This is a genomic window from Paramylibacter ulvae, from assembly GCF_014652655.1.
Taxonomy (GTDB): Bacteria; Pseudomonadota; Alphaproteobacteria; order Rhodobacterales; family Rhodobacteraceae; genus Amylibacter; species Amylibacter ulvae.
Genome location: NZ_BMZF01000015.1, coordinates 1 through 22,532 on the forward strand (window position 1 = coordinate 1; position 22,532 = coordinate 22,532).

General features: G+C 47.3%; 18 protein-coding genes. 13 read left to right on the top strand and 5 right to left on the bottom strand.

Annotated elements, in window-relative coordinates; all coding sequences use genetic code 11:
• The 12 genes from IE094_RS15565 to IE094_RS15205 all read left to right on the top strand — a co-directional run.
• Positions 1-274, top strand: a 274-nt coding sequence (locus tag IE094_RS15565; protein ID WP_229802380.1) for a hypothetical protein, incomplete at its 5' end; no start/stop codon positions are given.
• Between the two features lie 356 nt (positions 275-630).
• Positions 631-2,181 carry an ABC transporter substrate-binding protein gene (locus tag IE094_RS15155; protein WP_189641559.1) on the top strand — a complete coding sequence of 517 codons (1,551 nt, stop codon included), beginning with the start codon at positions 631-633 and terminating at the stop codon, positions 2,179-2,181.
• Positions 2,182-2,192: 11 nt separating this feature from the next.
• Entirely contained in the window at positions 2,193-3,146 is a 954-nt protein-coding gene (locus IE094_RS15160) for an ABC transporter permease (RefSeq protein ID WP_189641560.1), read from the top strand.
• Positions 3,143-5,035 (top strand): dipeptide/oligopeptide/nickel ABC transporter permease/ATP-binding protein, encoded by a 1,893-nt coding sequence (locus IE094_RS15165; protein WP_229802381.1) that lies wholly within the window; start codon positions 3,143-3,145, stop codon positions 5,033-5,035. Before IE094_RS15160 ends, IE094_RS15165 begins: the two co-directional genes overlap by 4 nt.
• A complete protein-coding gene (locus IE094_RS15170) occupies positions 5,032-6,009 on the top strand; it encodes an ABC transporter ATP-binding protein (protein ID WP_189641561.1) in 978 nt (325 codons plus the stop codon). Before IE094_RS15165 ends, IE094_RS15170 begins: the two co-directional genes overlap by 4 nt.
• Positions 6,010-6,043: 34 nt before the next feature.
• Positions 6,044-6,853 (top strand): creatininase family protein, encoded by an 810-nt coding sequence (locus IE094_RS15175; RefSeq protein ID WP_189641562.1) that lies wholly within the window; start codon positions 6,044-6,046, stop codon positions 6,851-6,853.
• Position 6,854: 1 nt separating this feature from the next.
• Positions 6,855-9,737 (top strand): FAD-binding and (Fe-S)-binding domain-containing protein, encoded by a 2,883-nt coding sequence (locus tag IE094_RS15180; protein ID WP_189641563.1) that lies wholly within the window; start codon positions 6,855-6,857, stop codon positions 9,735-9,737.
• A 381-nt stretch (positions 9,738-10,118) separates the two neighbouring features.
• Positions 10,119-11,066 carry a TRAP transporter substrate-binding protein gene (locus IE094_RS15185; protein ID WP_229802382.1) on the top strand — a complete coding sequence of 316 codons (948 nt, stop codon included), beginning with the start codon at positions 10,119-10,121 and terminating at the stop codon, positions 11,064-11,066.
• Positions 11,063-11,626 (top strand): TRAP transporter small permease, encoded by a 564-nt coding sequence (locus tag IE094_RS15190; RefSeq protein WP_189641565.1) that lies wholly within the window; start codon positions 11,063-11,065, stop codon positions 11,624-11,626. The genes IE094_RS15185 and IE094_RS15190 overlap by 4 nt, the downstream gene beginning before the upstream one ends.
• 2 nt (positions 11,627-11,628) lie before the next feature.
• Positions 11,629-12,927: a TRAP transporter large permease gene (locus IE094_RS15195; protein WP_189641566.1), complete on the top strand. Its 1,299-nt coding sequence runs from the start codon at positions 11,629-11,631 to the stop codon at positions 12,925-12,927.
• A 26-nt stretch (positions 12,928-12,953) separates the two neighbouring features.
• Positions 12,954-13,631, top strand: coding sequence for an RraA family protein (locus tag IE094_RS15200; protein WP_189641567.1), 678 nt, complete (start codon positions 12,954-12,956; stop codon positions 13,629-13,631).
• Positions 13,632-13,655: 24 nt separating this feature from the next.
• Entirely contained in the window at positions 13,656-15,269 is a 1,614-nt protein-coding gene (locus tag IE094_RS15205; RefSeq protein ID WP_189641568.1) for a gamma-glutamyltransferase family protein, read from the top strand.
• Here the strand turns inward: IE094_RS15205 and IE094_RS15210 are convergent, their stop codons facing one another.
• Positions 15,270-16,187: a LysR family transcriptional regulator gene (locus IE094_RS15210; protein ID WP_189641569.1), complete on the bottom strand. Its 918-nt coding sequence runs from the start codon at positions 16,185-16,187 to the stop codon at positions 15,270-15,272.
• A gap of 129 nt (positions 16,188-16,316) precedes the next feature.
• Between IE094_RS15210 and IE094_RS15215 the strand changes: the two genes are divergently transcribed.
• Entirely contained in the window at positions 16,317-17,249 is a 933-nt protein-coding gene (locus IE094_RS15215) for a 2-hydroxyacid dehydrogenase (RefSeq protein ID WP_189641570.1), read from the top strand.
• Positions 17,250-18,116: 867 nt separating this feature from the next.
• On the opposite strand, the gene IE094_RS15220 is transcribed toward IE094_RS15215, so the two are convergent.
• The 4 genes from IE094_RS15220 to IE094_RS15235 all read right to left on the bottom strand — a co-directional run bounded on the left by IE094_RS15220 (position 18,117) and on the right by IE094_RS15235 (position 22,193).
• The gene (locus IE094_RS15220) at positions 18,117-18,926 is read right to left on the bottom strand and encodes a lysylphosphatidylglycerol synthase domain-containing protein (RefSeq protein WP_229802383.1); all 810 of its coding nucleotides are present in this window, start codon (positions 18,924-18,926) and stop codon (positions 18,117-18,119) included.
• Positions 18,927-19,021: 95 nt separating this feature from the next.
• Positions 19,022-19,738, bottom strand: coding sequence for an O-methyltransferase (locus tag IE094_RS15225; RefSeq protein ID WP_189641572.1), 717 nt, complete (start codon positions 19,736-19,738; stop codon positions 19,022-19,024).
• A gap of 6 nt (positions 19,739-19,744) precedes the next feature.
• On the bottom strand, positions 19,745-21,244 hold the full coding sequence (locus IE094_RS15230) for a hypothetical protein (protein WP_189641573.1): 1,500 nt from the start codon (positions 21,242-21,244) through the stop codon (positions 19,745-19,747).
• Positions 21,245-21,248: 4 nt separating this feature from the next.
• A complete protein-coding gene (locus IE094_RS15235; protein ID WP_189641574.1) occupies positions 21,249-22,193 on the bottom strand; it encodes a glycosyltransferase family 2 protein in 945 nt (314 codons plus the stop codon).
• Positions 22,194-22,532: the final 339 nt, after the last annotated feature.

Below are 22,532 nucleotides of genomic sequence, written 5' to 3' on the forward strand. Positions count from 1 at the left end.
AAACGCAACACCATCAATCAGCGCCGCTTGCAACACTTCAGAAAAGCGGCATAATCAAATCAACGACGAACCAGAGCCTCCATTAATTTATAAGCTCACGTGTTCCAATTTATCTGACGACGGACAACGTCAGTTTAGCGGCATCTCTGGGTTGGAAAGCCCGCGGCGGGATTGCGTTTTGCGGCGGCGAGTCAATACATATGATACACGCGAGTCCAGAAAATGGTTGGCGAATCTGCAGATGATCTTCTTAGGTTTGCCAATATTGCTGTGAGTGGGATAAATAGTGACCAACGCTATAAAGAAAATTGATATCACGGTTTCTATCTATGAAATAGGCGTCATTATTTTGGCGTCGTTCGAATGAAATAAATGGTCAGTTCGTCTGAACCTGTCAGCTTTCTGCGGAATTACTACGCTGTTATTATTGAATTAAATGATTTCATGGGCATCGTTTTGACGAAGAAATTTGATTTGAATGATATGTGAATCTTCACCAAAAAAAAATTTTGGTGCAAAGGAAAGAATTTTCGATTGGACAGTTTCATCCTCTGCGGTTTTGATGTGATAACGTATCAGCTAACATAAATCGTTAGCATCAAAAATGTAGATAACAAACAGGGGTGTTCCATGAAAAATGATCACAAACAAAACGGCGTCGATCGTCGTACGGTTTTGATGTCGATGGGTGCAGGCGTTACTGCATTAGCGATGCCAAATTTTGTCTATGCACAAGCCAGCGACAAGGTGTTGCGCTTTGGGCTGTCGACGTTTCCGCCAAGCGTTAAACCACATGACAACACGGGGCAGGCGGCCAATACGGTTAAACTAATGATGCTGCGCGGCCTGACGGGTTACGATGCTGATGGTAAGCTTTCGGGTGAATTGGCCGAAAGCTGGGAAATGGTTGATCCGCAAACCTATGTGTTCCAACTGCGCGACAATGCGGTTTTCCATAACGGCAATCCTGTGATGGCCAAGGATGTTGTGTTCTCGCTGAATAAAATCACTGCCGAGGGGTCATCTGCATTTTTGAAAAGTGATCTGAGCAGCATCGCAAGCGTGACTGCCCTCGCTGATAAAACAGTTGAAATCAAACTTTCGAGCCCCTCTGCGGTTCTGTTGGATTTGCTGGCCAATTTTAACGCCAACATTATCGCAGAAGGCAGCACCGACGAAGAATTCGTTGGCGCGGGCCCATTCAAAATGAAATCACAGGAACGCGGCGTCTTTATTGAATTGGAACGCTTTGACGATTTTTATGAAGCAGGCAAACCGATGGTCGCAGGCGTGAAATTCATTGCATATGGCGATGAAAACTTGCGCTACGCCGCGCTTGAAGCCGGCGATGTTGATCTGATCGAATATTTGCCATGGCAAAATTTTGATGCGGTTGATGCATCTTCGACATTGAAAATGTCATCCGCCGTTGGCCCGTTCATGTTCCTCTTGTTCAACGTCACAAATCCAGACAGCCCGCTCGCAAACCCAAAGGTGCGCCAAGCAATCGGTTATGCGGTCAAACGCCAAGACGTGGTCGATGCTGCATTCGCAGGGCGCGGCGAACCCTTGCTCGGGTTCCCAAATCCACCAGGATCGCCATTTGATTTATCCGACCCATCACGCGAATGGTCGTATGATCCAGAAAAGGCAAAGGCATTATTGGCAGAGGCGGGATATCCAAACGGGTTTGATTGCACATTATTGGCCACATCAACATACGGGATGCACCAAGATACCGCATCTGTGGTCGCGGCATATCTGCAAATGATCGGGATCAATGCCAAACTTGATCTGCCCGATTGGGGTAGTCGCGTCACCGCAGGTAAAGAAGGTAAATATGACATCGCCGTGCATGGCACCGCAGGGTATTATAATGACCCAGATTCAGTTTACACATTGCTCCATTCCGATAACCCATCCTATTTGCAATCCTTTGGGTTCAAGAGCGAAAACATTGATGGTTTGCTGGAACGTGGCCGCCAAGAAACTGATGTGAAAAAACGTAAAGCAATCTACGAAGAATTGGCAACAGCCTATTTCGAAGAGGTTCCACAAGTGCCATTGAATTGGCGTCAACAAGCATACGCAATGGCGAACAACGTCCAAGGGTTTAATGCCTATCCTGGCTTTCTCACCTTTGCATCACCTTACGTTGTTGACGACACTTCTGTCGAATAAGGCTGACTAGAATGACCGCATTCCTCCTGCGTCGTAGTTTAGCAGCATTGGTAATGTTGCTGGTCGTCGGCACGATTATATTTTCCCTATTGATAATCGTGCCGGGCGATCCTGCGGAATTGCTTTTGACAACGGGGGGTGGCACCACAACGCCAGAGGCCGTCGCGGCCTTGCGCGAAACCATGGGGTTGGATCAACCCGTATTAATCCAGTACCTTCAATTTTTAGGCGATACACTGCGCTTGAATTTTGGCACTTCGATCATCGATGGCACAGAAATTTCTCAGGCCATCGGATTGCGATTACCCCGCACATTGGAATTAATTGCAGCCGCCGCAATATTGGCGCTCGCAATCGGAATTCCATCTGGCACGTATGCAGCCCTACGTGCAGGAAGCGCGTTTGACGTGATCACATCTGGCATCATGGCATTGTTAACATCCGTACCCGTCTTTGTGGTCGGAACATTGTTTATTTATGTCTTTGCACAGATATTGAAAATCTTACCAGCGGGTGGGTATACCGCATTGTCCGATGATCCCGCCGCACATTTTCGTGCACTAATTTTACCCGCTGTTTCCGTATCCCTAAACCTGATGGCGATTGTGTTTCGTATGACGCGCGCATCTGTTTTGGAAATGCGCAGCCATGATTGGGTGCGCACCGCCACGGCCAAAGGGCTGCGTCGTAAACTGGTGATCCGTCGCCATATTTTGCGCAACGCCATGGGGCCAGTGATTACTGTGGTTGGTCTGCAACTTGGTATTTTACTGGGATCTACGGTGTTGGTGGAATTCGTTTACAACTGGCCAGGCCTTTCTGGATTGTTGGTGACCGCCGTGGAACAACGCGATTATCCGACCGTGCGTGCGATAATCTTGACCGTTGCTGCAATCTTTATCGTGATCAACCTTGCCATTGATATTCTCTACTCGGTCTTGGATCCACGGATACGCTTAAAATGAATATGTCCTTACCCATCCCAAAACGCATGGTTTTCCCATCAATCTTGTTGATCTTGTTGATTGTAACACCTTTCGCCGCCCCCTTGATCACGGGCGATGATCCCACCGCAATGGCGATCCCTCAACGCTTTGCAGCGCCCAGTTTTGAACATTGGTTAGGCCAAGATGAATTTGGTCGTGATCGATTGGCGCGCATTTTATATGGTGGTCAGGTGTCTTTAACCGTGGCCTTTGTTGCCACGACAATTGCCGCCGTGGTTGGGACATTGTTTGGCCTGATCGGTGCATATTTTCGCGGTCCTTTTGAATTTTTCACAACGCGCCTTGCTGATGTCGTGGTGTGTTTCCCACCCATCCTGCTGGCACTTTTGGTGGTCACGCTGTTTGGTCCAGGTGCGGTCACACTTATCGCGGTGCTTTCGGTGCTGTATTTCCCAGCCTTCGCGCGCATTGCATTCGCAGAAGCATTGCGCGTATCCGCACTCGATTTTGTCGAGGCATCACGCGCACTCGGTACGCCGTCGCGACGCATCGTGTTGCGCACGGTTTTGCCAAATATCGCAGGCCCATTGTCGATTCAATATTCCCTCACGGCGGCGGCGGCGATTACGATTGAAAGCGGGCTTTCATTTCTGGGTCTTGGCGTTGTGCCACCCGCGCCTAGTTGGGGACAGATGATCCGTGGTGCGCGCGCATTCATGAACCAAGAACCTCTTGGTATTTTGATCCCCTGTATCGCGTTGACCTTGACGATTTATATCATCAATTTCTTTTGTGACCGCTTGCGCGATGCGCTTGACCCAAAGGGCGCACAAGGTGCCAAAGATGCGATTTCACAACCCGTCACAACATCACAAAAAGCGCCCGATTTGCCCAGCGATGCGGTTGCCTCTGTGCGCGATCTGCGATTGGTCACGGGGCCTGCGTCACAATCGGTTGATCTGATTGCGGATGTGTCGCTGACATTGCGCGCAAATGAATGTACCGCACTGGTTGGCGAAAGCGGGTCAGGCAAATCGCTCACCTCACTTGCGTTAATGGGATTGTTGCCTGACGTTATCCGTCAAGAAAACGGACAGCTATTATTGCGGAGCAAATCGGACGGTGTTGTTGATCTTGGCAAAACCACTGCGCAGGGTTTGGAAAAATTGCGTGGTAATGATATCGCCATGATTTTCCAAGAACCGATGACATCCTTGAACCCTGTTCACAAAATCGGGTTTCAAATGGTCGAGGCGATTTTGGCCCACCGCCCCATGCCCAAGGATCAAGCACGCAATGAGGCGATTGAATTGCTGGAACTGGTCGGTATTAACGAGGCGGCGCGGCGTTTTGATGGATACCCGCATGAATTGTCTGGCGGGATGCGCCAACGCGTGATGATCGCTATGGCGCTCAGCTGTCAACCAAAATTGTTGATTGCCGACGAGCCAACAACCGCGCTTGACGTTACCATTCAGGCCGAGGTGATCGAATTACTACAACGCTTGCAACGCGAATATGCCGATGGTTTGGGCTTGTTGTTTATCTCGCATAATCTTGGAATTGTTTCAGAAATCGCGGATCGTGTGGTGGTGATGTATTCGGGCAAAATCGTCGAAGAGGGGCCAACAGATGTGGTTCTGAACGCGCCCAAACATCCCTATACTCGCGCATTAATGGGCAGCATGCCCGCCGCGCACACGGATTTACATTCATCGCGCAACGATCGTTTGGCCGCCATTTCTGGCACGCCGCCATTGCCAATGGCACGTCCATCTGGCTGTGCATTTCGCGATCGCTGTCCAATGGCAATTGCGGCTTGTGCCGAACACATACCCAGCCTTGATAACGTCAGCGATGTTCACAGCGTGCGCTGTATTCGCGCCGACGAAGTGGTGACAGCATGACAGGTCTAAATCCACAACCATTGTTACAAGTCAAAGGCCTGAACAAAAGTTTCCCAACGGGCAAACAGGGCATATTTCGTCGCCAAATGATGCAAGTTTTGCGCGATGTTGAATTGTACGTGAATCACGGCGAGGTGCTCGGTCTGGTCGGTGAAAGCGGCTCTGGCAAAAGTACAATCGGCAAGGCGGTGCTGCGCCTGTTGGATATAGACAGCGGCAGCGTGACATTCGATGGCCACGACATCCACACCATTGATCGCGAAACATTGCGTGGTTTGCGCAAAGATATGCAAATCATTTTCCAAGACCCATACGCGAGCCTTGATCCGCGCAAAACCATCCATGCCGTTTTGTCAGAGGCCTTGGATACCCATCAATTACACACCGGCAATGCTCGCCAACCACGTCTGCTGGAATTGATGAATATGGTCGGGCTTGATCCCAGTTTTTTGTCGCGCAAACCCCATGAATTTTCAGGTGGTCAACGCCAACGTATTGGGATTGCACGCGCGCTTGCGGTTGAACCAAAATTCATTGTCGCGGATGAGGCCGTATCGGCACTTGATGTATCCATTCAGGCGCAAATCTTGAACCTGCTTGCGGATTTACGTGCGAAAACGGGTATTTCCATCCTGTTTATCAGCCATGATTTATCGGTTGTCCGTTTTATCTCTGATCGTGTGATGGTGCTGTATTTGGGGCGCGTGATGGAGGTCGGGCCAGCCGATGAAATCCATTTTGCCCCCAAACACCCGTACACGGCAGCACTTGTGTCTGCCGAACCCAGCTTGGGTGAACAACGCGAACGTATTCACCTGACGGGTGAAATCGCATCGCCTCTTAATCCGCCATCGGGATGTGTATTTCGCACACGTTGCCCATTTGCATTGGATGAATGCGCAGCCATCGTTCCCGAATTGCGCGACATGCCAGACGGCCGCCAAAAGGCATGCATCCGCGATGACATTCTCTAACTTCAAATTTCTCCTTCAATAGAAAGTAACGAACATGACAGACAAAATACGCGTAAGCGAACTCACCAGCGAAGAATCTCGTGAATTCTTGACACAAGATGCGGTTGTATTGCTGCCAATGGGATCACTGGAAGATCAGGGAACACATGCACCCATGGGCGATTACATGGCCGCGGATTGCGTAGCGATGGACATGGCAAAAGAGGCACGCAAACGTGGTGTCATGACATTTGTAGCTCCGGTCATTCCGTTTGGTGGTGCGGATTACTTTGGATCAACACATGGTGGCATTGCGATCCGAAATTCCACATTGGTTGCGATTTTGGATGACATGTTTGCCAGCCTATCGCGCCACGGTTTGAAAAAAATCATGATCGTAAACGGCCACGGTGGCAATGTGCCCGCGATCACAGAGGTGGCGCTACGTTGGCGCCAGAAAAACGGTATGTTCGTGCCATCCATGTATCTGTGGCAAATTGCATATGAATTGCTCAAGGATATTTTGGGCCCAGAACAGGCGGCGAAAACATCGGGTCACGGTGGTGATCCACTGACATCTGTGGGCTTGCATTATTTCCCTGAATATCTACGTCTTGATCTGCGCCAAGCACCGCCCAAAAATCAAAAAGCGATGGGTGTTGATGTGGCAGGCTTTGCCGCAATCAAATACGCAGGTGCGCGTATTCAAGCCCCGCTTGAGGCATTGGAATCCGCACCCCACGGTGTGTGGGGTGGTGATCCGATCCATTGTAGTGCGGAAACAGGCAAGGCCGTTTCAGATCGCTTGGTCGATATCGGCGCGGGCTTAATCTGCGATCACGTTGTCACAGGATTTGCATCCTAAAATGGATGGCGGGATAATTTCTGACGATGCAAAAACGTCAAACTATCCCGCCTTTATTGCGGCACTAATTGATGCGGGATTTGCGGGTGAAATTTCGCAATCCCCATCAATACGCACGATTTTTGCAACCGATAATTCAATTTATCAAATCCCACCAGATGGTGTTGCCTTTCCCCGCGATGCACAGGATCTGATCCTGATCATGCGCACCTTGGATGATCCACGGTTCGCCGATATCGTCATTCGCCCGCGCGGTGGTGGCACGGGAACCAATGGGCAATCGCTGGGGGATGGGCTTGTTGTTGATTGTTCTCGCCATATGTGTGGCATTTTGGAAATCAATGCAGACGAACGCTGGGTGCGTGTTGAACCGGGTGTGATCAAGGATCAACTAAACGCCGCACTTGCCCCGTATGGTTTGTTTTTCGCACCAGAACTGTCAACATCATCGCGTGCCACAATCGGTGGTATGATTTCAACGGATGCCTGCGGGCAAGGCTCTTGTGCCTATGGCAAGACATCCGATCATGTTTTGGCACTTGATGCGGTGTTGCTAGGCGGCGAAGTTTTAAAAACCGCGCCACGCCAACAATCGGAATTTGGCATAGGGCGCGGGGGTGAAATCCATCGGGTTTTGGATGACATTGTCACCACCAAAACCGCCTTAATTCAAAAACGATTTCCCAAAATGAACAGAAGCCTTACTGGTTACGATCTTGCCCACATCAAACGCGCGAACGGTGGTATTGATGCGGCGTCTGTCATTTGCGGGAGCGAGGGCACATTGGCTCTGATCGCAGAGGCCAAATTAAACGTTTTACCCATCCCAAAGGCGGTGATGCTGGTCAATGTGTTTTACGATGATTTTGACGCGGCGTTAAAAGACGCTCCATTGTTATCATCGATGAACGCCACATCCGTTGAAACAATGGACAGCCGCGTTTTGGCATTGGCACGCGAAGATATTGATTGGATCAATGTCGCCGAGTTTTTCCCCGACCAAGATGCGCAAGGCGTCAATATGGTTGAATTTACTGCCCAAGATGCCGATGAATTGGGGCGTTTGGCACAAAACCTTATTGCCAATTTACATGTGGTCGATGGGCGGCGGGGATTTGAAACCGCATATGGATCACAGGTGGCACAGGTCTGGAATATGCGCAAAAAGGCAGTTGGGTTGCTTGGCCGATCCAACTCTGCCCGCCGTTCGCTCCCCTTTGTCGAAGATTGCGCCGTGCCCCCCGATCAGCTCGCGCCGTTTATACGTAAATTTCGCACATTATTGGATGATGCCAATCTGGATTATGGCATGTTTGGGCATGTTGATGCGGGAGTGTTGCATGTTCGACCCGCGCTTGATTTGGTTGATCCCGCGGACGAGCCAAAAATAAGAAAAATAACAGAACAGGTCGTCGCACTCGCCCATGAGCATGGAGGCTTGTTGTGGGGTGAACACGGCAAGGGGTTGCGCTCTGAATTTGTTCCAGATGTGTTTGGCGATCTTTATCCATGTCTTCAGGATATCAAACGCGCCTTTGATCCACGCAATCAATTGAACCCTGGCAAAATTGCCAGCCCAAATCAACAACCGTTGACGCGGGTGGATGAACCCCCTTTGCGTGCGCATTCGGATCGTCAAATCGATAAAACCATGCGGCACGAATATATGGATGCAATGGCATGCAACGGCAATGGCGCCTGCTTTGCGCAATCCGCCAGTGATGTAATGTGCCCATCGTACAAGGCCACCAAGGATCGTCGTTACAGCCCCAAGGGCCGTGCAGGGTTGATCCGCGAATGGCTACGCCAAGGTGGACCGGATGGCGATGCTGATCCGATTTTTGAAGCGGAATTAAAACAGGTGATGGACGGGTGTTTGTCCTGTCGCGCCTGTGCGAGCGCCTGTCCGATACAAGTTGATGTGCCAAAATTTCGCGCGAAATTCATGCAATCTTGGTACAAACGCCATCGCCGCCCACTGCGCGATTATGTCTTGGCGTCACTGGAAACATTGCTGCCTGTGATGGCGCGGGTTTCAATACTTGCGAATGTGGCGTTAACCAAAACACCATTGCCACGCATGATGGGGTTAACCGGATTGCCTGCATTCGTGCGTAATACGTCTATTTCACTGATATCGGGTGAAACATTGCGCGTTGCAGATGACGCATCTTGCCTTGATCCAAACAAATCCATTGTGATTGTCCCCGACGCGTTTACGCAGTTTTTTGAACCATCAGTGATTGCTGATTTTGCACAACTTGCCAAGCATATGGGGTTTGACCCGTGGTTAGCGCCCTATCGTCCTTCGGGTAAACCGCTACATGTTTTGGGCTGGTTATCCGCATTCGAAAAACAAGCACGATCGCAGGCGGAAAACTTGCGCCAATTTCGGGATTCGGGTATCGCGTTGATCGGTGTCGAACCCGCGATTACCTTGGCCTATGCCAGTGATTATCAAGAGGTCACGGATTGTGATATGCCCGATGTTTTACTCGCGCAAGAATGGCTGTTGCTACATATCGACCAATTGCCATCACAACAACATCAACAAACGGCGCTGTTGTTTGGGCATTGCACCGAAAAAACCCAAATGCCAAACGCGGCCCACGACTGGGGCGTGATTTTTCAACAGCTTGGCGTCACCCTTGGACATGCACCTGTTGGGTGTTGTGGCATGGCGGGAACTTGGGGGCATTTGTCGGAAAATGAATCACAGTCTGCACAGATTTTCCAACAATCTTGGCAACCAGTTTTGGATGATGCACAGGGCAGGGATCAAATCTTGTTGGCCACCGGATTTTCGTGCCGATGTCAGGCCAAAAAGCACGCGCAACAATCGCTGTTGCACCCGATTTCATATCTGCAAAGTCTAACGCGCTAAATCCGCGATCGGATTTTTATACCGGCATTTGATTCTGCAACGCAACGATCGTGTGCGCATAAATAAACATCGAAATTCGTTTGCGATTTGCACAAATATCTACCAAACCAAAAAAATATTTATGGCAATTGATGTGGAATATTGAGTAGAAAAATATATTCAAGCTATTGTTTTTAATTATTAATATTAAAAACAACTAATCACCAACAAAAAACATTTTATTACGCTATAAAAATAAATCTATTGGACGAAGCGCCCGCCGATTGGGTCTGATGAACTGGAAGGCGACATTTCAAATTGTCGCCCAGAAAACAGGGAGCCCAGAAACAAATGAATAAATTATTTCGCCTCACAAGTACCTCTGCATTAGCAATGCTTTTGATGACACAAGGCCTCGCCGCTGAAACATGGCGCATGGCAACAAAAATGCCAGTCGATAGCCCAGAGGGCAAAATATTTTCAAAGTTCGCCGAATTGGTGGATGAACATACGAACGGTGAATTGACGATTCAAGTGTTCCCAAATGAACAGCTTGGCAAAGAAGACGCCGTGCTTGAACAGCTGCAAGCGGGCATCGTGCAAATCTATGCCGAAGGTTTTGGATACATGCGCAAATGGGCACCAGACCTCAGTTGGGTTTCACCCGCATTCGTATTTGATGATTATGATCACTGGGTACGATTTATGGATACAGATTTGGTACAAGGTTGGTTCGAAACGGCAGCCGAAAAATCTGGTGTTGCACCATTGGGAAACCCTACAGAAGTATTGCGCGGTCCTTATCGTGTGATGGCATCAAACGTCCCAATTACAAGTTTGGATGATATCGCCGGGTTGAAATTGCGCATGCATCCAGACAAGCTCGCGATTGCAACATGGGATCATCTGGGTGCAGAGGTTTTGACCCTACCGTGGACCGAAGTTTATCAATCCATTTCAAAGAGCATCGTGGAGGCTGTGAACAGCCCGGTATCACTGGTTGAATCCATGCGCTTTAATGAGGTGGCACCATACATCACCCGCCATGACGAATATTGGCAGTCCATTGGTTTCATGATGAACGTCAAAGCATATGATGCCTTGCCAGATGATGTGCGTGAAGGATTGCTCAAGGCATACGAACTCACGGGTGATTTTTCCAAAGAAACCCTTGATGCCGCGACCCAAGAAAGCCTTGATCGCATGGAAGCTGCGGGCATTACCTACACGGTTGTGGACACCAAACCCTTTGTTGAAAAAATGGCAGACTTTTATGAGGGTATGGAACAGGCTGGTGAATTGCCAGATGGCTATCTTGAAGCCGTTGCCGCATCTCGGGCCGCAAAATGACGCCACATGAATATCAATCGAATGGTGCGTTACAGCGCGCCATTCATCGTGCCGATAAGATTGGCTGGTCGCTAGGGGGTGCATTTATCTTCCTTTGCAATCTTTGCATGTTGATGATGTTTTTACTGACCGCGATAACGTTTTTGATCCGTCCGTTTGATCTATCTGCCTATTGGATTTGGCCATGGACAATGGTGCTATTTGTCTGGCTGAGCTTCTTTGGTTTTTTTGCGATGTATGTTCGGCTCAAGGATGTGCGCATGGATTTGGTCGCGGAGAAACTTGGCCCCATGGGAATGCAGGCTACGCGTCTTCTAACCAATCTCGTTGCTTTGGCGATTTGCGGTGTTTTGCTAAAGGTGTTCCCAACGGTCATGGCAACATCATCGGGGTTCGTTGATGGTGCAATTTTACCAAACGGGCATGAATTGCCACGCCAATTTTTATCAATTCCATTGTTCATTTCGGCAGCACTCATTAGCGTTTCTGCATTGCTTGATATTGCGAAAATGCTGGTTGGCTTGCCTGAAAATGTTTCAATGCATCATCCGGAGGCTTAATCTTGGCCTATCTATTATTTGGTAGCTTTATCGCGCTAATTTTGCTGCGCGTTCCCATTTCGCTCTGCATTGGGGCGGCGACATTATTGACGTTCTTGATGTCAGATTTTTCATCCGCCTTGCAAATCTTGCCCCAACAAATGTTGGAAGGCGTGAACAAAGCATCGCTTACGGCCGTTCCATTTTTCATCCTTGCGGGGAACCTGATGAATGTGACTGGTGTGACGGAACGCATATTCGCGTTTGCCAATGCATTGGTTGGCCACATGAAGGCTGGCCTGGCACAGGTGAATATCCTGTCTTCAATGATCTTCGCAGGTATTTCAGGTGCCGCTGTTGCTGATTGTGCTGGGCTTGGTGCGATTGAAATAAAAGCGATGAAAGAGGCGGGTTACCGTGGTGATTTTTCTGCCGCTGTGACGGTGGCATCATCCGTGATTGGACCGCTGATCCCGCCATCAATTGGCATGGTGATCTATGCTTTTTTGGCGCAACAATCCATTGAACGTATGTTCTTGGCGGGGCTGGTTCCCGGAATTATTGTTGGCCTGTCTTTGATGATCTACGTGCGCATTGCCGCCATTCGCAATGATTTCCCAACGCAACCACGTGCGACAACGCAACAGGTTTTGCACAGCGGTCGCGATGGATTTTTGGCGCTGATTGCACCTGGGATTATCCTTGGATCAATTATGTTTGGATTTGTTACCGCAACCGAAGCAGGGGTGTTGGCATGTGTTTATTGTTTGATCCTTGGGTTTTGGTATGGCGAATTGACATGGGCTAAATTTTGGAATGCCATCACCGATAGTTCGATGATGACAGCCGTCATCATGATCATCATCGCATTTTCAATCGCGATGGGTTGGTTGCTGGCAATAGAACAGGCACCCCAAGCAATCGCAGAACATGTATTTGCACTGACTGAAAACAAAAACGTATTTTTGGCGCTGTTGATCGTGTTCATCTTGTTCGTTGGCTGTGTGGTCGAAGGTGTACCGGCCAAGTTGATCTTGGTGCCAACATTACTTCCATTGGTCGACGCTTACGGAATTGATCGTGTGCATTTTGGGGTGATCATGTCGTTGGGTCTGTTGATCGGGATTGCGACACCACCCATGGGTATCGGGCTTTATATCGTATCAGAGGTGGGGCGCGTGCGTCTGGAACGCGTGACCGTTGCGATTTTGCCCTTCTTGATTCCGCTGATTGGTTCGCTGATTTTGATCACTTATCTGCCAGCAATTTCAACATTCCTTCCTGATCTTATCCTTGGTCCAGACGCGATGTCTGGGCGATAACACTCACTTAAAAATTGGAAAATACCATGTCTAATCTCATCTATAAATCAAACCCGATGCCTGAAAAAATTCCACAGGATAAATTGGATCGCTTGGCAAAACTGGAAACCGCAACCATTGGCCACTTCTATCACTATGGTTTTGCAAGCCCTGCAATCCAGTCGGTGTTGCCAAACAAAATCATCGCGGCAACGGTTTGCACATTGGCGATCCCTGGGCTTGATTCCACGATGTTGCACAGCTGTTTGTCGCAAACTGGCCCTGGTTATTTTTTGGCGGTGGATCGTTTGGGCGATGAAAAATATGCATGCTGGGGTGGCGGTGTGACACGCATGGCGGCCTTGATGAAGCTGGAAGGTGGTTGTGTTGATGGCCCCCATACCGACACGCTTGAAATCGAAGAACAGGATTTCGCGATGTGGTCACGCGGCCCATCCCCTGTGACCACACGGCTCTATAACACCGGCGGTGGTTTCAACGTTCCTGTTTGTATCGGGGGCGCGGCGGTATTGCCAGGATACGCAGTACTGGCCGATCCATCCGGTATTTTATTCATCGCTCCCGAAGATCTGGACGAAGTGTTGGAGCGCGCAGAGTTTTTAACCGAACGTGGCCGCATCAGTGAGGCTAAAATCACAGACGGTATGCATTTGGGCGAAATGTCCGGCGCTACCGCAATGATCGCCGAAAAAACCAAAGCCTGATCGCGAACAAAAGGAATATCACGAATGACGTGGCAAGGATTGAACGCAGACGTTGAAAACTGGAACGTCACAACCCCAGTTGCAAAATCGGACAAGGGCGTTGTCGCCGCTCAACATCGGTTTGCCGCCCAAGCGGGTGCTGCAATGTTGGATAAGGGTGGCAATGCCATCGATGCGATTGTGGCAACAGCTTATGCGTTAAATGCGGTGGAGCCGTGGATGTGTGGCATCGGTGGTTCTGGATTTATGGTGGTTTGGTTGGCCAAGGAAAAACGCGCCGTTGCGCTTGATTTCCAAGGCACGTTACCGATGGACATTGACCTTGCGGATTATCCACCAGACCCCGATTTGCCGCCAACCCCAATGGGGTTTCCCACGGTCGTCGATAACGCAAATGTCGAAGGGTACAAATCAATAACGGTGCCGGGTGCAGTGGCTGGATTAAATCACGCGTTGGAAAAATTTGGGACATTATCTCTTCCAACCACGCTTGATCCAGCCATTCGCTTGGCTGAACAAGGTGTCGCCCTTGATTGGTTTTCGATGTTGCAAATTTCCCTGTGCTCACGTGTTTTGGCACGTGATCCCGTGTCATCGGATATTTATTTGCCTGCGGGTCATCCCGCAATCGCAGAACATGTTTTAAACATTCCAAAACTTGCCGATACGCTCAAGGAAATCGCGGTCACCGGAACCGAAGGTTTCTATCGCGGCGCGCTAGCAAAGCGCATCGTTAGCGATCTTCAGGCTGGTGGTTCACGTATTTCATTGGCCGATTTGGCCAGCTACGAAGTACAAGAATTCGAACCGATGGAGGCACAGCACCGCGGCCATACATTGTACACCTGTGGTGATACGTCGGGTGGCTTGCGCCAGCGTGAAATGTTGGCGCATACAATGGAAAATATGCCAACCCCGCCAACCGATCCAACGCCCGATACATGGGTTGCCTACGGCGAAGCACTTGATGCCTGTTGGAAGGCACATAAAATTCGAAACGGCGTGATCACCGAACAGGGTGCGTGCACATCGTCAATGTCCTCGGTCGATGCTGATGGCAACATGGTGGCACTGACCTATACGTTGTTAAACCGTTTTGGGTCTGGTGTGACCTTGCCATCGACGGGTATGTTGATGAACGATTCCGTAAGCTATTTTGACCCACGCCCAGGTTATCCCACCACGATGGAGGGCGGCAAGCGGATCAATTCATCAAACATGTGTCCAACCGTTGCGGTCAAAGACGGCGAAGCAGTGTTTTCCGTTGGTGCATCGGGTGGCAATCTGATCATGCCTGCGGTCACACAGGTCGCGGCATTGATGATGGATTTTGGCATGGATATCGAACAGGCTGTGCATCACCCCCGTATCGACGCAAGCTTTAGCGGGATCGTGCGGGCCGATCCGCGCCTTGGTGTTGATGTGTTAAATGCCTTGTCCAAAAAATGGAAGCTAGAGGTTTCGCAACTACTTGTTTATCCCAAATTATACGCCTGTGTTTCTGGCGTTTCACGCGACCCCAAATCGGGGATCTGTGCGGGGGTAAACGATCCATCCCAACCCATTGGCGGCGCCGCAGGATCTGCACCGTTTAAGCTCCCCTATATTGGGGATGATAAAACCATTGTGCGGGCCTGATCAATCTTCGTGAAATGACATATAGCGCGGATGGGCAGCACACCATTCGCGCGCAGCATCACGTGACATTTCATATATCTGATCGGCCAGTTTTTTGCGCGCTTTGTTGATATGGACACAGCGAATATCAAGGGGTGCAATTTGAACGGTGGTCGGGATTTCCACCAAATTCCCCAAGCGAATATCATGTTCCAATGGGGCCAGTGGGACGGCTGCAACACCATAACCATTGCGCACCATTTGAGCGATTGTTGACGCAGAATTGCCAGTATGACGCGCATTTGGTCGCCGGCGCTTTTCATCAACGTAATCGGCAACGGGTGCAAATAATGGGGATGTGCGCGGATATAAAACCAATGGCAGTTCGCGGATTTCTTCGGGGGTTTTAGGGCGGTTGATTTCACCAACAATGTCAGGGCGGGCAACCCAGCCAACATTGTAATGCACCGAAAAACTATTGCCAACTTGCGGCAGGCTTGCCTCTCCGGTGACAAACGACATATCAAGCGCACCAGAGTTCAATTGATGCCGCTGCTCAAAATTTGAACCGCAATGATAATCCACCCGCACCTCGCCATCCATCGCAGCGATTTTTTGGCGCAATGTCATGCCCCATGTCACCGCCACCATTTCGACCACGCCGATTGTGAATCTGCTTTTGTCGCGCAACTTTAAACGGCTTGTCATTGCCTCGCGCAGATTAAGAAATGTTTCTGCGTATTCCGTAACCTCGTGCCCTTGTTCGGTCAGGCGGAAATCTTTAGAGTCGCGATCAAATAACTTGGCGCCCAAAATTTCTTCTAACCCAGAGATTCGCGCAGAAACAGCAGGTTGTGTTAATCCGATATGATCTGCAACACGTTGATAACTATGAAGTTTTGTAAGCCAGTAAAATGCTTCAAGCTGTTTGAAATTCATAATATCTCCTTCATACTCTACCGCCACCATAAATTTTATTTATGATCGATGCTAGGATTTTTGTTTTGATTGAACTGCCAAAATTGGCGAATATATGGGCAACAGTGAATCAAGTTAAAGGACAATTATATGAGCATCGTTGTATCGATCCCTGCGAGAAAAACCGTCGATTGGTGGTGCGAAATGTTAACCGAATTGATGCCCGATTGGGATGTTTATCCGATGGGCGAAGAACCCGATCCAGCGGGCGTGGAATATGCGCTGGTTTGGCGCCCTGCAACGGGGTGCATGTCTGGTTATAATAACCTCAAAGCCATCGTATCCATCGGTGCGGGTATTGATCACGTTTTGGCCGACGAAGAATTGCCAAAAGGTGTTCCAATCATTCGCACGGTTGGTGCGGATTTGACCCAACGGATGCGCGAATATGTGGCGCTTCATGTGTTGCGCCATCACCGCGATATGCCAGCAATCCAAGAATCCCAGCGCAAAAGCGAATGGAACCAAATTGTTGTTCCCCCCGCACCGCAACGCCGTGTTGGCGTAATGGGGCTTGGTAACCTTGGTGCTGCGGCGGCGCAAACTTTGGCAGGACTGGGATTTGAAACCGTTGGTTGGTCTCGTTCCCCAAAAGATATCGAAGGTGTTCAAACCTATGCTGGCAAAGAAGGGCTTGGAAATTTTTTAAGCGGCACAGAAATATTGGTAAACCTATTACCGCTGACACAGCATACCCGCGGGATATTGAATGCCGACATGTTCAATCGTTTGAAACGTGGGGCGTCGCTGATCAACGCCGCACGGGGTCCACATCTGGTGGATTCTGATTTGCTCGGCGCACTTGATTCTGGTCAAATTTCGAATGCAACCCTTGATGTGTTTCACATCGAACCGTTGCCCAGCGATCATCCATTTTGGTTGCACCCCAACATTACGGTGACACCTCATATTGCGTCCCTGATTGACGCCCCGACAGGCAGCAAAATCATCGCCGCAAACATTATTGAATTCGACAAAAGTGGAACCGTCAAAGACATCGCGGACGCATCGAGAGAATATTAGAACACTCCCCAGAACAGTGATGTTGGCTTGCCAATGTCACTGTTCGCAAATACGAATAGCTTGCGCTGTAAGTTAGTGCGGAAAACAGAACGTTGCCGCAGCCGCATAAAAATTCCCAATTATCCACCAAACAAGATGGATCTAACGATTCATATACTCTATTTTGATCGTTGCGGGCTTCAAGTCGAGCTGCGAGCACCTACAAAATTGAAACGTGAGTTTTTACACCATCACTCAAGCTGGCTTTGACTTCGATGCGACGTGCTAGCTTTCGGTAAGATACCTCGAAGCCATACCAGTTCCCATCACATCCGGCTGGTCCAGCAGCGGTTGAATGAACGGCGCCCTGACATCTGACGACGGAAACATTCATACGAAACATCCTCCCTCTTAGATATGAAGATTACAGAAAATGTCTCGCGAGTACGCTAATATCTACACTTCGCCAGCGGAGCACACTTTAGGGACGAGTACCAAAAGAGCTTCGTACGAAACTTTGAACAATGAAGAACGAAAAGGGGAAATAAGGTCAGTTTGTGACGTAAAGGTCAAAGTTGTCTGACGTTCGATATAATTGAAATGGCGGACCGAGGAGGATATATACTTTCCTTTAAAATCAATTGTTTATGTCTTTTGTAGACAAATCGCAACTGCTATATTTAACAATGTCTTACACATCGAGTTGTCTAATGAGGCTGGTGAAAGTGGCGTCAACTGTAAAATCAAAAAGTGACTTTTTATTTTAGTTTCCGCAGATTTGGGAGTGAGTTTCTAAGTATTCACTTATCTGCAGAATTCAATTTTCAAAAGAACTCTCACAGCACTTCATTCGGGTAGTTAAGGCGGGTGTCTTCCAATCGATAATGACTATTTTTCTGGTGTTGCGTTGAAAATTAAACCCATGAGAAAAAAACTTACATCACCCAAGATTGTAATTAGGCGAAACATTGCAAGTAAAATCAATATTTCAGTTTCTGGAAATATTCCATTGAGCAAAAAGAACATAATAAATTCACGTACACCCAATCCGCCAGGCGCACCTGGTAAAACAAACCCGATGGCCCAAGATATTGCGGTCACGAAAATTAGAAATGACGATATTTCCCAATTTAATATCAAACTCGAAAGCATAAAAATACAGCCTTGGAGTAGAAAAAATAGACTACACAGGAATAATGCGATTACCCAAGTTTTTAGTTTGTTTGCGAATGGGCCATTCAATTGGAAAAAAACCGTTCCGTGCGTACCAGCAACAACGGCTCCAAGTATACCAAGCACAATAGATGGCGAAAGATCAACTTGAGGAATTAAAACCGTGTTCCAAAACAATAGCGAGGTTAAAAAAGCACACCCTAACATTAGTAGCGCCTCCAACAACGAGGTTTTTAAAACTGCTGAATGTGCAAAATTAAAATGTTGCAGATAAAAATGCCGACCAATCAAATGGAAAATGTTCCCAGGTAAATATTTCGCTATTTGAGCCCGAGCATAAATTCCGATAGCAGGCTTAATCGCAATTTTATTATTTTCAACATTTTGTAACAACACAAACCAACTAATTGCCAATATAAAGAGGGTTGTTCCGTACAAAACCGATAGTAAAAATAGTAAAAAATATTCTTGCGAATTCATTTCCCATTTGGAGATAAGCTCCCAATGATCATAAAACTTGATCACGATAAAAATGAACGAACTAAGCGAACAAATGATCAATGCATATTTTACAAAGATTTGGATAGAGCGAATTAGCATGCGTTTCCCGATAACTCTGCTTATTGAATTTCAGGGAAAATAAGTGTTGTTTCATCAAAGTATGGAAGAGATGGAACAAGCCCATTGTATCGTTCACAGCGTCCAGAAATTGCGTTCAGTCGCTTTTGATATCTTTTTCGGCGGCTGTTATCGAAAACGATCAAAGCGCCAGGGTTTAAACACGCCAATGCAATTTTAAGGCAGTCATCACGAGCACGACCATCGATTATAACAAGGTCAAATTTGTTTTCGTATTTTGTTATCTCTTTTACATAGTCAGAAAAATCCATATTTTTATTCCCCGGCTTTTGGGAATAGATTCCGTTGGTTAATGAAACTTTTTTAGCTTCACGGAGAACCAAGTTAATATTGTCAGAAATGTCAGGTCGCTTTATCAGCATTTTATGCCAATTTTTATGATGTTCTACGCTCGTTACATTCCCGCATCGCTTAGAAAGCCAAACTGTACTTGCACCACTTCCGTATTCAAACACATTTGAATGTGGATGAGATTTTAAGAATTTTTCTACTTCATCAATTGCATCATAATTCCACCATGGGACATCAAGCGAGATCATCGTGTCAAGATCATGTATTGCAAACAAACTTAACATCCAGTGCGCCAAGCGATGTTCTTTTCTCGCGCTCAGGACCTTCCAAACACCAGTCACTTTTGCAATCATCGCAAAGAAATGTATGATCTTTACATAAATCTGTTTTATATACACACTTATCATTTAAACTTATCCATCCTTCAGCACGCAAATTCTATCTACTCGGTTTGGACCCAGTTCAATTTTCTTCGACACGATTTCGGCACAATAATCATAGGACCATATACCATAGTGATCATGTGATCTGAAATATGTGGAGTAGTGATTTAGAATAACAAACCCGACCACGGAACTAATAATTAAAGTGATTGAGAATACCAGCCCAAGGGCAATTTTGTTCATAATTGCGCCGTTTCTCGACCAATTAACAGAAGATAAAATGATCCACACAAGAACTGCTATGAAGGGCCACAACTCAGCACGATAACGCAATGTTAACGTTCCATAACTGGATATCATCAAAAGTATGATTAGTGTTGTTGTTAACATCACATATTTTATTGCATTCATTTTGCGTATGAAAGCAACGCCAAGGATCGCAGTTGCACACCATGGCATCCAAAGGTAAAATATGCCTACAGTTGGTATTTCGTTACGAATAAAACCTAAATTTGAGGTTAAAACACCATAAATCTCATGAAGTGAAACTCTGAAACTATTGAGCGAATTTGTGATGTGTATATTGGGGAGATCCCAAAAATATAGCATAAAATTTGGCAATATACGACTAATGTTAAAGCGCCCATGCTCAGCAAACGCCAAATTTCGTGGGGTATCATATGGTTGAAAACCAAAGAATACAAATCCCATTTCCAGTGTGTCCTGATGTAATGCGCCATGCATCCGGGTAGGATCGCCAAATCTTAGCATATTGATCCCTAATAGAGCCAAACCGCAGACCAAGAGAATGGCAAAAGAACACAGGACTGGAATTATTACTTTACTTTTGTGATGCAACAATAAGTATCCAAGTAATAGAACGTTTCCAAAGTACAAACCAACGGCAATATGTGGGCGGGCGAAAACAGTTGCGCCCGCGCACAATGCAATAATCAGCAATAGCCGCATTTTTGGCAATTCGTTTACGTCAATGGTTGATACCAACAGCAAAAAACTCCCCGTAAAAAAGTACGCCATAACAATTGGCTCATGATAAACGGAATCATTCACAACCAACATTGCAGTGGGAGAAGCTATCCATACACCAGCATACAGCATGGTTACGAGAAAATAATTTGGTCTTTGATCGGAAGATGAGTTTGTATTCAGTCCATTCAAGAAAAATTTTGTATAAATCGCAGCAGAGGCAACGGAGAAAAAGTATATTGTATGTGTGGATATAGATATTTTTGTTAGGTCAATAAATGGGTAGGCTACAAAACGTGTGATAATGGGAGCAAGACCATGATATGGAAATGCACGCCCAATGCCATCATAGTGTCCCTCAGGCCCGATTATCTGTGCTGGTATGTCGAGTTGCCCGTCCAGTAATGATAAAAAGTAGTAGTTGTAAATGAGTTTCCCATATTGGGTGTATTTTGTGCCGTTTTCTAACATGAATGCCAAATAGAAATAAAAGACACTCCCTAATGTGACACCAATAATAAGTGCAACGCGATTTCGATACATGCTGCTATTCTTTTCTGTTTTCCAGTTGTGCCAATCTGTCCAGTGCTATCTCTAACAATCTTCTATTTGTCGCGATTGTGTCACTCAAAACGGCAATTACTAAAGTTATAAAGCCAAGTATGAAAACCGTGCTTCCAAGTACCAGTGATTGAATATGTCCTTCTCCTTGACCCATCACATAAAAAAACAAAAAGCGTATAATTGGCCATAATCCAAAAACGATCAATGTTAACCCTACAAAACCGAATGCGCGCAACGGGCTATACATGACGTAACTGCGCAATATTGTTGTTGCTTGACGAGAAAGAAACTTGATCATGGACGAGGCCAAACGCGAGGGGCGCGTTTCGGCGTTTGTTTCAACTGGAATTGAAAGCACCTTTAAACCTCTTCGCCCCGCACTAATCAACGTTTCCGTTGTATAACTAAAGGAGGTAAATACAAAAGTTTTCTGTGCGGCATCGCGACTATATGCACGAAAACCAGAGACCGCGTCCGAAATTTCTATACCGGAAAACTTTTTTACAACCCATGTTCCAAATCGCTGCAACTTTCTCTTCAGCAAAGAAAATTCAGGATTAGATCCAGGGTCGCGATCACCTACTACTATATCGGCTTCTTGCGCGAGGATCGGTGCTGTAAGTAATGGTATGAGCTGGGACGGATACTGATGATCTCCGTCTGTATTGACGATAACATCTGCTCCAAGTTCTAAACAAGCGTTAATGCCATTTTGAAAGCTTCGCGCCAGTCCTTGATTTTTTTTGTTCACAATAATGTGGTCAGCGCCTGCATCTAAGGCAACTTGGACGGTCGCATCCGTGGAGCCATCGTCCACAACCAGAACCTCAACTTTACTAAATCCTTGAATTTTTCGTGGTATAGCTTTGACAACGTCCGTGATTGTGCCGGCTTCATTAAAACAAGGAATTTGTACAATCAATTTCATTCGTATTCACCTATGTCGCAACTTTTCTGCCTATTCCATAAATTTGTGAACACTTAAGACATGCGCCCAAGTTTTCCCCAAAGTATAAAATGTTCTTGGTATGAAGTTAATGCCGACCCATAAGCCATTTGTCTAACGTAATTTTCAATTTAATCTCTTGTATGTGTCCGAATAACACCGTCAGCGGAGTTTGCTTGTCTGGAGGATTTGGCACTGTCCGTCGTCAGATAAATTGGAACACGTGAGCTTATAAATTAATGGAGGCTCTGGTTCGTCGTTGATTTGATTATGCCGCTTTTCTGAAGTGTTGCAAGCGGCGCTGATTGATGGTGTTGCGTT

Excerpts from the sequence above, each read along its gene's own strand:
- IE094_RS15155 (WP_189641559.1), top strand. The coding sequence starts at position 631 with ATGAAAAATGATCACAAACAAAACGGCGTCGATCGTCGTACGGTTTTG.
- IE094_RS15160 (WP_189641560.1), top strand. The coding sequence starts at position 2,193 with ATGACCGCATTCCTCCTGCGTCGTAGTTTAGCAGCATTGGTAATGTTG.
- IE094_RS15165 (WP_229802381.1), top strand. The coding sequence starts at position 3,143 with ATGAATATGTCCTTACCCATCCCAAAACGCATGGTTTTCCCATCAATC.
- IE094_RS15170 (WP_189641561.1), top strand. The coding sequence starts at position 5,032 with ATGACAGGTCTAAATCCACAACCATTGTTACAAGTCAAAGGCCTGAAC.
- IE094_RS15175 (WP_189641562.1), top strand. The coding sequence starts at position 6,044 with ATGACAGACAAAATACGCGTAAGCGAACTCACCAGCGAAGAATCTCGT.
- IE094_RS15180 (WP_189641563.1), top strand. The coding sequence starts at position 6,855 with ATGGATGGCGGGATAATTTCTGACGATGCAAAAACGTCAAACTATCCC.
- IE094_RS15185 (WP_229802382.1), top strand. The coding sequence starts at position 10,119 with ATGACACAAGGCCTCGCCGCTGAAACATGGCGCATGGCAACAAAAATG.
- IE094_RS15190 (WP_189641565.1), top strand. The coding sequence starts at position 11,063 with ATGACGCCACATGAATATCAATCGAATGGTGCGTTACAGCGCGCCATT.
- IE094_RS15200 (WP_189641567.1), top strand. The coding sequence starts at position 12,954 with ATGTCTAATCTCATCTATAAATCAAACCCGATGCCTGAAAAAATTCCA.
- IE094_RS15205 (WP_189641568.1), top strand. The coding sequence starts at position 13,656 with ATGACGTGGCAAGGATTGAACGCAGACGTTGAAAACTGGAACGTCACA.
- IE094_RS15210 (WP_189641569.1), bottom strand. The coding sequence starts at position 16,187 with ATGAATTTCAAACAGCTTGAAGCATTTTACTGGCTTACAAAACTTCAT.
- IE094_RS15215 (WP_189641570.1), top strand. The coding sequence starts at position 16,317 with ATGAGCATCGTTGTATCGATCCCTGCGAGAAAAACCGTCGATTGGTGG.
- IE094_RS15225 (WP_189641572.1), bottom strand. The coding sequence starts at position 19,738 with ATGATAAGTGTGTATATAAAACAGATTTATGTAAAGATCATACATTTC.
- IE094_RS15230 (WP_189641573.1), bottom strand. The coding sequence starts at position 21,244 with ATGTATCGAAATCGCGTTGCACTTATTATTGGTGTCACATTAGGGAGT.
- IE094_RS15235 (WP_189641574.1), bottom strand. The coding sequence starts at position 22,193 with ATGAAATTGATTGTACAAATTCCTTGTTTTAATGAAGCCGGCACAATC.